The sequence below is a fragment of the Massilia sp. YIM B02763 genome, assembly GCF_030412015.1.
Taxonomy (GTDB): domain Bacteria; phylum Pseudomonadota; class Gammaproteobacteria; order Burkholderiales; family Burkholderiaceae_D; genus Telluria.
Window position 1 is genome coordinate 1 of sequence record NZ_JASNRD010000005.1, and the last position, 12,842, is coordinate 12,842.

Genomic DNA, 12,842 nt, shown 5'->3' on the forward strand with positions numbered 1-12,842 from the left:
CCGTCTAACAAACCTGGGTCAGTTCACAGGCAGGGGCCCAAGTTCGTTGCGCCGCCACACGCGCAAACTTGGGTCCCGGCCTTCGCCGGGACGACGTACTAGCGTTGCCGAATCAATGGTCTCAACTGTCTGCAAACAGCCAGACATGCCCTAACGCAACGCACGCCTGCGCAGGGGCGACGGCTCATCTGTCGGCGGCCACCCCCGTCGTCGCAAACCGCTCCCGGTACAAGGTCGGCGCAATCCCCATCCGTTTCTGGAACGCGCGCCGCATCTGCGCCTCCCCATTGAAGCCCGCGCGCGCCGCCACCGTCTTGAGCGGCAGCCCCACGTCTGCCAGCAGCTGGCGCGCCCGTTCGAAGCGGCAGGCCGCGATGAATTCCTGGGTGCTCAGGCCTACCTCCTGCAGGAACAGGCGGGCGAAGTGGCGTTCGCTCATCATCGCCTTTTGCGCCAGCTGGGCCACGGACAGGCGCTCGTGCAGGTTATCGAGGATCCACTTCTGGATGGCGCGGATGCCGGGCCGCGCCGTGCGCTCGCTCAGCAGGTGGGCGCTGAACTGCGATTGCCCGCCGGGACGCTTCAGGTACACGACCATGTCGGTGGCCACCTGCAGCGCCAGCTCCTTGCCGAAATCCTCCTCGACGAGGGCCAGCGCCAGGTCGATGCCCGCCGTCACGCCGGCCGAGGTCCACAGATTCCCGGCACGCACGAAAATGGCGTCGGCATCGACGGCAATGTCCGGATGGTCGCGCTGCAGGCGCTCGGCCACGCTCCAGTGCGTCGTCGCGGCCTTGCCGTCGAGGACGCCGGCGGCGCCGAGGAAGAAGGCGCCCGAGCACAGGGCGGCCAGGCGCGGCAGGCGCGGCGCCGCGCGCGCCACCCAGTCGACGATGGCGCCGCCCTCGGCCAGCGCGCCGTGGATGTCGCGCGCGCCGACGACGATGGCCGTGTGCGGCAGCGCCAGCGGGTCCAGCGCCTTGGTCGCATGCAGGCTCATCAGGGTATCGGACGGCACGTGGCCCGTCCGCATGGCGGCGATGCGCACGTCGTAGCCGTCGGGCTTGCCGTCGCGGCGCAGGTGCACGTTGGCGTATTCGAAGACGGACATCGGCCCGATCGCTTCCATCGCCTTGAAGCCGGGATACACGATGATGTCGATGGCCGTCGCGGGACGGGGGGAGGTGGTTGCTGCTGACATATCCAGTCATTATCACACCAATTCCGGACATGGAGCGAAGCGCCCCTTGGCCGCGACCGGGCTTGTGCGGATAATGGCGGGATTGCACAACCAGTCAGGAAGATTCCACATGAAAACCAAGGCAGCGATTGCGTGGGCAGCGGGTAAGCCGCTGACGATCGAAGAAGTCGAACTCGAAGGTCCGAAGGCGGGCGAGGTGTTGATCGAGGTCAAGGCCACCGGCATCTGCCACACCGATTACTACACGCTGTCCGGCGCCGATCCGGAAGGCATCTTTCCGGCGATCCTGGGCCACGAGGGCGCCGGCGTCGTCGTCGACGTGGGCCCGGGCGTGACGAGCCTGCGCAAGGACGACCATGTGATCCCCCTGTACACGCCGGAATGCCGCCAGTGCAAATTCTGCCTGTCGCAGAAGACCAACCTGTGCCAGGCGATCCGCTCGACGCAGGGCCGCGGCCTGATGCCCGATGCGACTTCCCGTTTTTCGCTGGACGGCAAGCCGATCTACCACTACATGGGCACGTCGACCTTCTCGAACTACATCGTGGTGCCGGAAATCGCCGTGGCGAAGGTGCGCAGCGACGCGCCGTTCGACAAGATCTGCTACATCGGCTGCGGCGTGACCACCGGCATCGGCGCCGTGATCTTCACGGCCAAGGTGGAAGCGGGCGCCAACGTGGTCGTGTTCGGCCTGGGCGGCATCGGCCTGAACGTGATCCAGGCGGCCAGGATGGTCGGCGCCGACAAGATCATCGGCGTGGACATCAACCCGGAGCGCGAAGCCATGGCGCGCAAGTTCGGCATGACCCACTTCGTCAATCCGAAGGACGTCGGCAACGTGGTCGACGCGATCGTCCAGCTGACCGACGGCGGCGCCGACTACTCGTTCGAGTGCATCGGCAACACCACCACCATGCGCCAGGCGCTGGAGTGCTGCCACAAGGGCTGGGGCCAGTCGATCATCATCGGCGTGGCGGAAGCGGGCGCGGAAATCTCGACCCGTCCGTTCCAGCTGGTGACGGGCCGCGAATGGAAGGGTTCCGCATTCGGCGGCGCCCGCGGCCGCACCGACGTGCCGAAGATCGTCGACTGGTACATGGAAAACAAGATCAATATCGACGACCTGATCACCCACCATCTGCCGCTCGATCGCATCAACGAAGGCTTCGACCTGATGAAGTCGGGCGAATCGATCCGTTCCGTCGTGGTGTACTGATCCTTCTTGCGCGACCGGCCGCCCGGCCGGTCGCTCCGCTGCCGCCTGTATGCATGGCGGCAGTCCTTCCCCCGCTTCTTCCCCCGATTTTTCCGCCTGTTCCGCCGATCCCGCAGTTCGTCGCAGCCAGCTGGCCGCGCGAGTGACGCACGTCCATGATGGTCCTGTCCTTACAACCCACGACGCAGGAGGAACCCATGGTCCAGCAGACATCGAACGCGCGCCGCCGCGCCGCACCGCTCAACCGCATCCTGGCCGGCCTGTACCTGGGCCTGGCGCTGGTGGGGAGCACCCATGCGGCCCAAGCCGTCCAGCAGCCTGGCGCGGTGGACAGCTATGCGCTGGTCGGCGCGAACGAGCGCGGCATGACGATCACGGGCGAAGCCGACGACTGGCGCAGGCTGAAGGCGGTGCGCAAGCAGATGGGCGACCGGGAATTCCTGTGGGTGCGCGAGGGCGGCAAGGCCTGGGTGATCCAGGACGAGGCGACGCTGGCGAACGTGCGCGCGGCCTGGGAACCGGTCGAGCGCCTGGGCAAGCAGATGGATACGTATGGCCGGGAAATGGACCGCCACGGCAAGGCGATGGATGCGCTGGGCCGGGAAATGGACCGGACCGCCGGCAAGGTGCGGCCGGACGAGCGCCGCATCCGGGACATCGAACGGCGCATGTCCAGGGTCGGCCGCGAAATGGAGCAGGTGGGCCGCGACATGGCGCGTGCCGACGCCGGCGAGCGGGTGCGCCTGCAGGGCCGCATGGCCGAGCTGCAGGGCGACATGTCCCGGCTCGGCGCGGAGATCGGCGCCGCCGCGCAATCCGACGCCCAGCGCGACGCCGAACGGTCGATGCGCCAGGTCAGCCTGCGCATGGACGAGGCGGGCAAGCCGATGGACGAGCTCGGCAAACGGATGGGTGCGCTGGGCAAGCAGATGGACCAGGAAAGCAAGCGCGCCGACAAGGCGGTGCGCGCCCTGATCCGCGATGCCATGGCCAGGGGGCTGGCAATGCCTGCGCCGCAGGGCTGAGCGATTTTATTTTTCCATCGAAAGGGACATGCGGATCGTCGCAGGTCCCTTTTGTTTTTATCGTCCGATGGGGTCGGATTATATGCACATATTAAATGCGGATCCTTATCCGAAAACGTATACAAAAAAGCACACGATTGCACCAGTGTCGTGCAAATTCAAAATCGATCTTGTATAATCCGCGCCGGTAATTGAAAACGCCTTTTTCAATTATTTATAAAAATAGATTAACCACAGATCGGAATACCATGTTCAAGAAAATCGCAGCAGCAGCGGCACTGACCCTGCTGGCATCCTCCTCGTTCGCAGCAGCCCCGACCGCCTTCTACGCCGGTATCGACGGCGGTGCCACCAAGATCGACGACCTGGACACCAAGGGCAGCTTCGGCGGCTTCATCGGCTACGGCTTCAACCAGTACGTCGCCATCGAAGCCGGCTACCGCCAGCTGGGCAAGTACGACGTCGATTTCTACGGCGGCGCCTCGGTCGACCTGAAGGCCAAGCAGACCCACGTGTCGGTCCTGGGCTTCTACCCGCTGAACCCGCAGCTGGACATCTACGGCCGCCTGGGCTGGAACAAGCTGCGCGCCGAAGCATCGTACGGTAACTACTCGTACGGCGAAGACACCGACAAGGTCCTGTACGGTATCGGCCTGAACTACAACTTCACCCCGGCCATCTCGGGCCGTGTCGAAGTGCAGAAACCGGCAAGCGATACCACCAACTATAGCGTCGGCGTCGTCTTCAAGTTCTAAGCGCAGATTATCTCGCGATCATGCGCGCTTGAATCTCCGGATGGTGCGCAGGTGATTGCCGGATGCCGAATGCGGCATGTATTCCTCGATAAGGAAATACATGCCGCATTTTTTATTTTTAATTAATTTTTTAATTCGTGATAATTGGATAGAATTAATCGGCAATAAATATTGCCGCGTAATTCGAAGTATGAGAGCATGGCCGCCCGCACCTTGCGTGCTTGATAACCTTTTCCTGGAATTCCTGCGATGCGCCCAGTCCGCCTAGCACTTCTCCTCGCACTCCTCCCGACCTTCGCCGCCGCCCCGGCATCCGCCCAGGACGCCGCCCCCGCTTCCGCTGCGGCCGAGCGTCCGGCCACGTCGTTCCCGTACACGCCCGGCCTGGACGTGAACGCGATGGACCGCACGGCCGACCCGTGCGTCGACTTCTACCAGTACGCCTGCGGCGGCTGGATGAAGAACAACCCGATCCCGGCCGACCAGGCGCGCTGGTCCGTGTACGGCAAGCTGGCCCAGGAAAACCGCCGCTACCTGTGGGGCATCCTGGAAGACCTGTCCCAGCGCCAGGACGGCCGCAGCGCCAACCAGCAGAAGATCGGCGACTACTTCGGCGCCTGCATGGACGAGCGCACCATCGAGGCGCGCGGCGCCGCGCCGCTGAAACCGTATCTCGACCGCATCGCCGCGATCCGCTCGCAGCGCGACCTGCCGCAGGCGCTGGCCAGCCTGCACCTGGCGCTGGCCGACGGCGGCCTGTTCTTCGGCTTCTCGTCGAGCCAGGACTTCGCCGATTCCTCGAAGGTGATCGCGTTCGCCTTCGCCGGCGGCCTGGGCCTGCCGGACCGCGAGTCCTACTTCAAGACGGACGCCAAATCGAAGGAGGTGCGCGCCAAGTACGTGGCCCACATCGCCAACACCTTCAAGCTGCTGGGCGACGCCCCGGCCCAGGCGCAGAAGAACGCCGCGCGCGTGATGGCGATGGAGACGGCGCTGGCCAAGGCCTCGCTGTCGACCGTCGACAAGCGCGATCCGTACAAACTGTTCCACAAGGTCGATGCCAAGGGCTTGCAAGCGCTGACCCCGGGCTTCGACTGGAACGCCTACCTGGACGGCATCGGCCAGGGAGGCCAGGCCAGCTTCAACGTCACCGAGCCGGCCTTCTTCAAGGCGCTGGCCAAGCTGTGGAAGACGAGCGACATCGACGCCACCCGCACCTACCTGCGCTGGCACGTGGCGCGCAATATGTCCTCGCGCCTGTCGTCGAATTTCGACCAGGAGCACTTCGACTTCTACAGCAAGACGCTGCGCGGCGTGCAGCAGCAGCAACCGCGCTGGAAGCGCTGCGTGGCGCTGGTCGACCAGCAGCTGGGCGAGGCGCTGGGCCAGGAATTCGTCGGCCGCGCGTTCTCGCCGCAGTTGAAGGAAAAGGCGCTGCACATGACGCGCCAGATCGAGGAGGCGATGAAGAAGGACATCGACGAACTCGACTGGATGAGCGCCGAGACCAAGGCCAAGGCCCAGGAAAAGCTGGCCGCCATCGTCAACAAGATCGGCTATCCGGACAAGTGGCGCGATTATTCCAGCTATACCGTCAAGCCGGGCGACTTCGCCGGCAACGTCGAGCGCGGCAACCAGTTCGAGATGCGCCGCGACCTGGCCAAGATCGGCAAGCCGCTCGACCGCAGCGAATGGGGCATGACGCCGCCGACGGTGAACGCCTACTTCAATCCGCAGATGAACGACATCAACTTCCCGGCCGGCGTGCTGCAGCCGCCGCTGTTCGATCCGAAGATGGACGATGCGCCCAACTACGGCAACACGGGCGGCACCATCGGCCACGAGCTGACCCACGCCTTCGACGACGAAGGCCGCCAGTTCGACGCCAACGGGAATTTGAAGGACTGGTGGACCAGGAAGGACGCGAAAGCCTTCGAGGAACGGGCCCAGTGCATCGTCGACCAGTACGCCCAGTACACGGTGGTGGACGACATCAAGATCAACAGCAAGCTGACGCTGGGCGAGGACGTCGCCGACCTGGGCGGCCTGATCCTGGGCTGGATGGCGTGGCAGAACGAAATGGCCAGCATGCCGCAGAAGGCGCAGCCGGCACTGCGCGACGGCTTGACGCCGGAGCAGCGCTTCTTCGTCGGCAATGCGCAGTGGGCCTGCGAAAACGACCGTCCGGAAAACCTGCGTGTGAGCGCGCTGACGGATCCGCACTCGCCGGGACGCTACCGCGTGAATGGCCTGGTGGTGAACATGCCGCAGTTCCAGCAGGCGTTCCAGTGCAAGCCGGGGCAGCCGATGGTGAAGGAGAAGGCGAAGCAGTGCAGGGTGTGGTAATTCGGTGAACTACCGTCGTCCCTGCGAAGGCAGGGAGCCATACTGAACATCAGAATTCGGTAACCAGGAAAGACTGTTGGATGTTCCAACGTACTGACTTCGGTGAATCAGCATGGGTCCCTGCCTTCGCAGGGACGACGTCGATCGGCGTCAGTGACGATTCATGCGATCGCTGCGCCGCGCCTGCATGTGCACCAGGTTCGCCTCGAACGAGCGCATCTCCAGCCCGATCGGCGCCAGGTCCAGCGCCGCGTGGCGCAGCATCGGGAACAGCTGGGTTTCCTCGTCGCGCATGTGGTTCAGCACGGCGTCGATCAGCTCGCGCAGCAGCGGCGCGGCGCGCGCGTCGTCCAGCGCCATGCCGCTCAAGGCGGCCAGCACGTCGTCGACGTCCAGGCTTTCCTCTTCCAGGTGGGCGACCAGGTTCGGCGCGACGCGCCGCACGGCCGGGTAGAACACGGTTTCCTTCAGCCGTTCCAGGTTGTGCACGGCCTGCACCAGCTGGGTGGCGGCTTGTTTCCTGGCGCCCTCGCTATGGTCGTTCAGGTAGTGGTCGGCGAGCTTGCGCACCAGGTTGTGGTCGCGCAGCAAAGTCTTGACCGGGTGCTCGTCCGAAAACGCGTCTTGCGTCATCCGGCGAGTCGGATCGGTGTTCGTGGGCATGGGATTCTCCAGGGAATGTGGCCGGCACATCCGCGATATGCCGCCAATCCATGCTACTCCCAGCGCCGAGGCCGCTTCTGTTAGTTCGGTGACGGAAGTGCCGACCCCGGCCAAAATATCCGCCGCCATACAACAAAAAACGCCGCACGTGGCGGCGTTCCTGCGAGACCGGCGATCTCAGTGCTGCGAGATGCTGCCGCGCCAGCCGCCCGTTTCCTTGCCGCGCGCTTCGAGCATGTCCTTGAACTTCTGCAGGTTGCCGCGCGTTTCCAGGCGGACGGCGCCGAAGGCGTCGCCGATCTGTTCCAGCGCGCCTTCCGGCTGGTAATCCATCTGCAGGACCACCCGCGTGACGTTGTCGGCGATCTTGTGGAAGGTCACCACGCCGCCGTTCGGCACGCCGCTGGTGCTGCGCCAGGCGATGCGCTCGTCCGGGATCTGCTCGGTGATTTCGACGTCCCATTCCTTGTCTTCGCCGGCGACGTTTGCTTTCCAGTGCAAATGCTTGTCGTCCAGCTGGCGGATTTCCTTCACGCTGGCCATGAACTGCGGGAAGTCCTCGAACTGGGTCCATTGGTTGTACGCGGTACGCACCGGCACATTGACCTCGATGGCTTCGATGATGCCCGAGTCCATGCCCGACGCCTTGTTCTTGAATTTTTTCGACAGCATCATGCCGCCGACGGCCAGAGCGGCCACGGTCACTACGCGATTCAGCATGCTTTTCTCCTGTTGGTGGATCTGCACCTAAATTACGTCAATTGTCTTTTTCATGTCGCCACCATGCCTTATTTTCCGCGTTGGAATAATTTATTGAACACGCACGCGGCTGTTGCGATACTGTATAGATAAACAGTAAAATTGCTCCCGGGTGCCTGTTGCGCGCCGCCCCCGACGGTATAATGGCCAGATGAATCTCCTCGACAACCTGAATCCCGAACAGCTTGCGGCCGTCACGCTGCCGTCCCAGAGTGCCCTGATCCTGGCCGGTGCCGGATCCGGCAAGACCCGCGTCCTGACGACCCGCATCGCCTGGCTGATCCAGACGGGACAGGTGTCCCCGGCTGGCATCATGGCCGTGACGTTCACTAACAAGGCGGCCAAGGAAATGCTGGCCCGCCTGTCGACGATGCTGCCGATCAATACGCGCGCGATGTGGATCGGCACCTTCCACGGCCTGTGCAACCGCCTGCTGCGCACGCACCACCGCGACGCCGCGCTGCCGGCCTCGTTCCAGATCATGGATTCGCAGGACCAGTTGTCGATGATCAAGCGCATGCTGAAGGCGCTGAACGTCGATACGGAAAAGTTCCCGGCGAAGGACCTGATGTATTTCATCAACAACGCCAAGGACAACGGCCAGCGCGCCCACGACGTGGAAGCCTACGACCACGTGCAGAAGCGCATGGTCGAGCTGTACGAGCAGTACGACCAGCAATGCCAGCGCGAAGGCGTCGTCGATTTCGCGGAACTGCTGCTGCGCGCCTACGAGCTGCTGCAGCGCAACCACCCGCTGCGCCAGCATTACCAGATGCGCTTCCGCCACATCCTCGTCGACGAGTTCCAGGATACCAACGACCTGCAGTACAACCTGCTCAAGCTGCTGGCCGGCTACAACGAGCCGGCCGGCGGCGCCATCTTCGCCGTGGGCGACGACGACCAGAGCATCTATGCCTTCCGCGGCGCCAACGTGGGCAATATGCAGGCCTTCGAGCACGACTTCGAAGTCAAGAACCTGATCAAGCTGGAGCAGAACTACCGCTCGCACGGCCACATCCTCGACAGCGCCAACGTCCTCATTTCCAACAATGCCAAGCGCCTCGGCAAGAACCTGCGCACGGATGCGGGCCAGGGCGAGCAGGTGCGCGTGTACGAAGCCTCGTCCGACCTGGAAGAGGCGCAGTGGATCGTCGACGAAGCCAAGAGCCTGATGGCCGAGGGCATGCCGCGCAGCGAGATCGCCGTGCTGTACCGCTCCAATGCCCAGAGCCGCGTGCTGGAGCACGCGCTGTTCGCGGCCGGCCTGCCGTACACCGTGTACGGCGGCCTGCGCTACTTCCAGCGCGCCGAGGTCAAGCACGCCATCGCCTACCTGCAGCTGATGGACAACCCGCACAACGACTCGGCATTCCTGCGCGTGGTGAACTTCCCCACCCGCGGCATCGGCGCGCGCTCGCTCGAGCAGTTGCAGATGGCGGCCGAGAGCTACCGCGTGTCGCTGTACGCGGCCGTCCCGCACATGACGGGCAAGGCCGGTTCCTCGCTCGGCAATTTCGTGAAACTGATCGAAAGCGCGCGCTTCGAGACCCAGCAGCTGCCGCTGCCGGAAATGGTGCGCGTGGTGCTGGAACGCAGCGGCCTGCTGGCGCACTACGAGACCGAGAAGGAAGGCCAGGAGCGCATCGAGAACTTGCAGCAGATGGTCGGCGCCGCCACCCAGTTCGTGCAGGAAGAGGGCTTCGGCGTGAATACGCCGGCGCACCTGGGCCCGCAGGCAGCCGCGACCAGCGGCGAGGCCATCGTGATGGCGGACGGCGTCGAACTGCTGGATGCGGATGCGCCGCTGTCCACCGTGATGTCGCCGCTGTCGGCTTTCCTGTCGCACGCTTCATTGGAAGCGGGCGATGCCCAGGCCCAGGCCGGCCAGGACGCGATGCAGCTCATGACGGTGCACTCGGCCAAGGGCCTGGAATTCGACGCCGTGTTCATCACGGGCCTGGAAGAGGGCCTGTTCCCGCACGAGAGCAGCTCGCGCGAGATGGATGGCGTGGACGAGGAACGCCGGCTGATGTACGTCGCGATCACGCGCGCGCGCAAGCGCCTGTACATGAGCTTTACCCAGCAGCGCATGCTGCACGGCCAGACCCGCTTCAACATGAAGTCGCGCTTCTTCGACGAGCTGCCGGAAGAAGCGCTGAAGTGGCTGACCCCGCGCGTGCAGACCAACTGGTTCGCCGGCCGCAAGTCGACCACGGCCTGGGACGACGCCAATTTCCGCGAAGGCGGCGTCGACAACCAGATCGCCAAGCAGATCACGCAGAAGTCCAGCAATGCCAACGGCACCGGCTGGCGTATCGGCGAGTCGGTCAGCCATGCCCGCTTCGGCGAGGGCGTGATCGTGAATATCGAGGGCGGCGGTACCAATGCGCGCGCCCAGATCAATTTCGGGGCGGCGGGGATGAAGGTGCTCGATCTGTCCGTGGCCAAATTGGAGCGGGTGGGGCGATAGTTGGACGCGTGGACGGCGAGCCGTCCACCCTACCTGTAACGCATCCGTAGGGTGGACAGCTTGCTGTCCACGCGTTCAAGCTGCTCCGATCAGGCCGCGACGGGACCTTTGTCGAGCGGCTTGCCGAAGATGGTCGTGTATCCCGCGTACATCGCGCACTGCAGCAGCAGCACGAACAGGAAGATCAGCCACATGATCACCGCGCGGCCGGCTGCCGCGTCGCCGAAGATCAGGGCCACGACGATCAGCACGCCGAAGAAGATGGCGAACCACGAGGCCAGCATCACGATGAACGGCCCGGCCGCGCGCAGCACGGCGAAGAAGCTGTAGAAGGTGGCCTTGCCCGGCCCCATGTGCTTCCAGTAGGTCAGCGGCGCCACGAAGCACAGCGTCACCAGCACCACCGTATTGAGCAGGAAGGTGCCGAGGATGCGCAGCAGGTGCGACAGCTCGACCTGGGGCGGCGCCTTGCCCGCGGCCGTGGCGGCGGCCATCTGCTGCAGGAATTCGCTCGGTATCGTGAAGCGCATCACCACCATCAGCACCAGCGACACGGCCAGGTAGACCAGGCCCGCCTTGCACAGCGGCGCCAGCACCGGCCGGCGGAAGCCCGTCAGCAGCACGTCCGGCGTGACCCGGTCGCCGTTCTCGATCATCAGGCAGGCCCGCATGAAGGCCATCGAGAACGAGGGGATCAGGACGATCGCCAGCACGGGGCCCAGGATCGGCAGGGCGGACATGCCGATGCTGAACAGGATGTTGGCGAAAAGCAGGATGGTCAGTGCCAGGGGCTGCTTGCGGAACAGGGCGCCGCCTTGTTTCAGCCATTCCCAGCCGGTGCTTGCGGGCAAATTGTTCATGCGGTCAGGTCGGGTGCGGGGACAGCGATGCGTTCGCGCAACACCCGTTCGAAGTGGGTCGGATCGTGCGGCGTCAGGAGTTCGGCGGCACGCGGTCGATACAGATCGTACAGGCGCGAGAGCCAGAAGCGCAATGCCGCCGCGCGCAACATGGGCTGCCAGGCAACACGTTCGCCGTCCGTGAAGGGACGCACGGCGTGGTAGGCACGCGTCAACGCCTGCACGCGCGCCGTGTCCAGGCGGCCCGTGTCCAGGTCGATGCACCAGTCGTTGACGGTGACGGCCAGGTCGAACAGCCAGGCATCCCAGCCGGCGAAATAGAAGTCGAAGCAGCCGCTCAGGTGCTCGCCGACGAACATCACGTTATTGCGGAACAAGTCGGCATGCACGGGGCCGCGGGCCAGGTCCGCATAGGTGGTGCCGGCCGCGAAGTCGCGCTGGAAGGCCAGTTCCGATTGCAGCAGGGCGCCGGTGGCCGCATCCATCGACGGCAGGACCTTGGGAACGGTCTCGATCCACCAGTCCAGGCCGCGCAGGTTCGGCTGGCGCAGGGCGAAGTCCTGGCCGGCCAGGTGCATCCTGGCCAGCATCGTGCCGACCTCCGCGCAGTGCACGGGCTGCGGATCCATCTGCGAGCTGCCGTCGAGCTTGCTGACAATGGCGGCCGGCTTGCCGTGCAGGGCGACCACGAGCTCGCCCGCGTCGTTCGGCACGGGCGCCGGCACGGGGATGCCGCGCTCGGCCAGGTGGCGCATCAGCTGCACGTAGAACGGCAGCTGCTCGAAGTCGAGGTTTTCGAAGATGGTGAGGACGAACTCGCCGCGTTCCGTCGTGAGGAAGAAATTGCTGTTTTCGATGCCGCTCGAGATGCCGTCGAGTGCGAGGGCGCGGCCCAGGGGGAACTGCTTGATCCACTGGGACAGGTCGTCCAGTGTGACCGAAGTAAATACTGCCATCGTGGTAGGAAGAAAGGGTCGCTGTCGCGGCCGCGCGCGGCGGCCGCCCGGTTGACGGTTTACTTCTCTCCGGACCCGGTGGTGGCGGGCATGGGAGGAGGAGGCGGCACGTCGGCCGGGGCCGGGGTGGCGCTGTCGTTCGTGGCTTTGCGCTTGCCCGAGAGGTCGAATTCGCCCACTTTCCACTGCGGCGCGCGGATCGAGTTGGTCTGCGCGTTGCCTGGCTGGGTATTCGGTTTCATGTAGTAGTGGCTGCCGCCGGCAGTCACTTCGACTTCGGTGACCTGGCCACCGTCGCGGGTTTCCTTGATCTCCGTGCCGCGTTTCGGCGGGATCGTGGTCGCCGGCACGTCGCTGCCCGGCTCGATGCGGTCGAGTCGCGGCGGCGCCTGGTTCGGCACGGATTGCGTACCGGATTGCTGGGCCGCGGCCAAACCGGCCAGCGAGGCCAGCGACAGCGCGAGGAGGGCGGAACGGGAGATTGGTCGCAGCATGGTGGTCACCTTTGTCGTTTAGTTCATTGTAACAAACAGCGTCGCTGTCCTGTGAAAAGTGTCGATGCGTCCCCATCTTAGGTGCAAGGTCGGCACG

Annotated in this window: 11 protein-coding genes; 5 read left to right on the forward strand and 6 right to left on the reverse strand. The window is 64.6% G+C overall.

Annotated elements, in window-relative coordinates:
- Positions 1 to 184 precede the first annotated feature (184 nt).
- Entirely contained in the window at positions 185 to 1,201 is a 1,017-nt protein-coding gene (locus QPK32_RS09015; RefSeq protein ID WP_290412469.1) for a GlxA family transcriptional regulator, read from the reverse strand.
- A gap of 109 nt (positions 1,202 to 1,310) precedes the next feature.
- Here QPK32_RS09015 and QPK32_RS09020 point away from each other — a divergent pair, with 109 nt between their 5' ends.
- From QPK32_RS09020 to QPK32_RS09035, 4 genes are all read left to right on the forward strand, one after another.
- Positions 1,311 to 2,417, forward strand: a complete 1,107-nt coding sequence (locus QPK32_RS09020; protein WP_290412470.1) for an S-(hydroxymethyl)glutathione dehydrogenase/class III alcohol dehydrogenase — start codon at positions 1,311 to 1,313, stop codon at positions 2,415 to 2,417.
- Between the two features lie 197 nt (positions 2,418 to 2,614).
- The gene (locus tag QPK32_RS09025) at positions 2,615 to 3,442 is read left to right on the forward strand and encodes a hypothetical protein (protein ID WP_290412471.1); all 828 of its coding nucleotides are present in this window, start codon (positions 2,615 to 2,617) and stop codon (positions 3,440 to 3,442) included.
- 248 nt (positions 3,443 to 3,690) lie between these two features.
- On the forward strand, positions 3,691 to 4,197 hold the full coding sequence (locus QPK32_RS09030) for a porin family protein (RefSeq protein ID WP_290412472.1): 507 nt from the start codon (positions 3,691 to 3,693) through the stop codon (positions 4,195 to 4,197).
- A gap of 249 nt (positions 4,198 to 4,446) precedes the next feature.
- Positions 4,447 to 6,543 carry a M13 family metallopeptidase gene (locus QPK32_RS09035; RefSeq protein WP_290412473.1) on the forward strand — a complete coding sequence of 699 codons (2,097 nt, stop codon included), beginning with the start codon at positions 4,447 to 4,449 and terminating at the stop codon, positions 6,541 to 6,543.
- A 150-nt stretch (positions 6,544 to 6,693) separates the two neighbouring features.
- On the opposite strand, the gene QPK32_RS09040 is transcribed toward QPK32_RS09035, so the two are convergent.
- On the reverse strand, positions 6,694 to 7,206 hold the full coding sequence (locus tag QPK32_RS09040) for a hemerythrin domain-containing protein (protein ID WP_290412474.1): 513 nt from the start codon (positions 7,204 to 7,206) through the stop codon (positions 6,694 to 6,696).
- Between the two features lie 177 nt (positions 7,207 to 7,383).
- Complete coding sequence (locus tag QPK32_RS09045) at positions 7,384 to 7,926, reverse strand: SRPBCC family protein (protein ID WP_290412475.1); 543 nt, start codon at positions 7,924 to 7,926, stop codon at positions 7,384 to 7,386.
- A 190-nt stretch (positions 7,927 to 8,116) separates the two neighbouring features.
- On the opposite strand from QPK32_RS09045, the gene QPK32_RS09050 reads away from it, so the two are divergent.
- Entirely contained in the window at positions 8,117 to 10,435 is a 2,319-nt protein-coding gene (locus QPK32_RS09050; RefSeq protein WP_290412476.1) for a UvrD-helicase domain-containing protein, read from the forward strand.
- Between the two features lie 89 nt (positions 10,436 to 10,524).
- On the opposite strand, the gene QPK32_RS09055 is transcribed toward QPK32_RS09050, so the two are convergent.
- From QPK32_RS09055 to QPK32_RS09065, 3 genes are read right to left on the reverse strand one after another with little or no spacing between them, the layout of a single operon-like run.
- Positions 10,525 to 11,295 (reverse strand): BPSS1780 family membrane protein, encoded by a 771-nt coding sequence (locus tag QPK32_RS09055; protein WP_290412477.1) that lies wholly within the window; start codon positions 11,293 to 11,295, stop codon positions 10,525 to 10,527.
- On the reverse strand, positions 11,292 to 12,251 hold the full coding sequence (locus QPK32_RS09060; protein ID WP_290412478.1) for a homoserine kinase: 960 nt from the start codon (positions 12,249 to 12,251) through the stop codon (positions 11,292 to 11,294). The genes QPK32_RS09055 and QPK32_RS09060 overlap by 4 nt, the downstream gene beginning before the upstream one ends.
- A 59-nt stretch (positions 12,252 to 12,310) precedes the next feature.
- Entirely contained in the window at positions 12,311 to 12,745 is a 435-nt protein-coding gene (locus QPK32_RS09065; protein WP_290412479.1) for a hypothetical protein, read from the reverse strand.
- Between the last annotated feature and the right edge of the window lie 97 nt (positions 12,746 to 12,842).

Bases quoted from the DNA above. Each gene is read 5' to 3' on its own strand.
- QPK32_RS09045 (WP_290412475.1), bottom strand. From the start codon at position 7,926: ATGCTGAATCGCGTAGTGACCGTGGCCGCTCTGGCCGTCGGCGGCATG.
- QPK32_RS09065 (WP_290412479.1), bottom strand. From the start codon at position 12,745: ATGCTGCGACCAATCTCCCGTTCCGCCCTCCTCGCGCTGTCGCTGGCC.
- QPK32_RS09020 (WP_290412470.1), top strand. From the start codon at position 1,311: ATGAAAACCAAGGCAGCGATTGCGTGGGCAGCGGGTAAGCCGCTGACG.
- QPK32_RS09035 (WP_290412473.1), top strand. From the start codon at position 4,447: ATGCGCCCAGTCCGCCTAGCACTTCTCCTCGCACTCCTCCCGACCTTC.
- QPK32_RS09050 (WP_290412476.1), top strand. From the start codon at position 8,117: ATGAATCTCCTCGACAACCTGAATCCCGAACAGCTTGCGGCCGTCACG.
- QPK32_RS09040 (WP_290412474.1), bottom strand. From the start codon at position 7,206: ATGCCCACGAACACCGATCCGACTCGCCGGATGACGCAAGACGCGTTT.
- QPK32_RS09025 (WP_290412471.1), top strand. From the start codon at position 2,615: ATGGTCCAGCAGACATCGAACGCGCGCCGCCGCGCCGCACCGCTCAAC.
- QPK32_RS09030 (WP_290412472.1), top strand. From the start codon at position 3,691: ATGTTCAAGAAAATCGCAGCAGCAGCGGCACTGACCCTGCTGGCATCC.
- QPK32_RS09055 (WP_290412477.1), bottom strand. From the start codon at position 11,295: ATGAACAATTTGCCCGCAAGCACCGGCTGGGAATGGCTGAAACAAGGC.
- QPK32_RS09015 (WP_290412469.1), bottom strand. From the start codon at position 1,201: ATGTCAGCAGCAACCACCTCCCCCCGTCCCGCGACGGCCATCGACATC.
- QPK32_RS09060 (WP_290412478.1), bottom strand. From the start codon at position 12,251: ATGGCAGTATTTACTTCGGTCACACTGGACGACCTGTCCCAGTGGATC.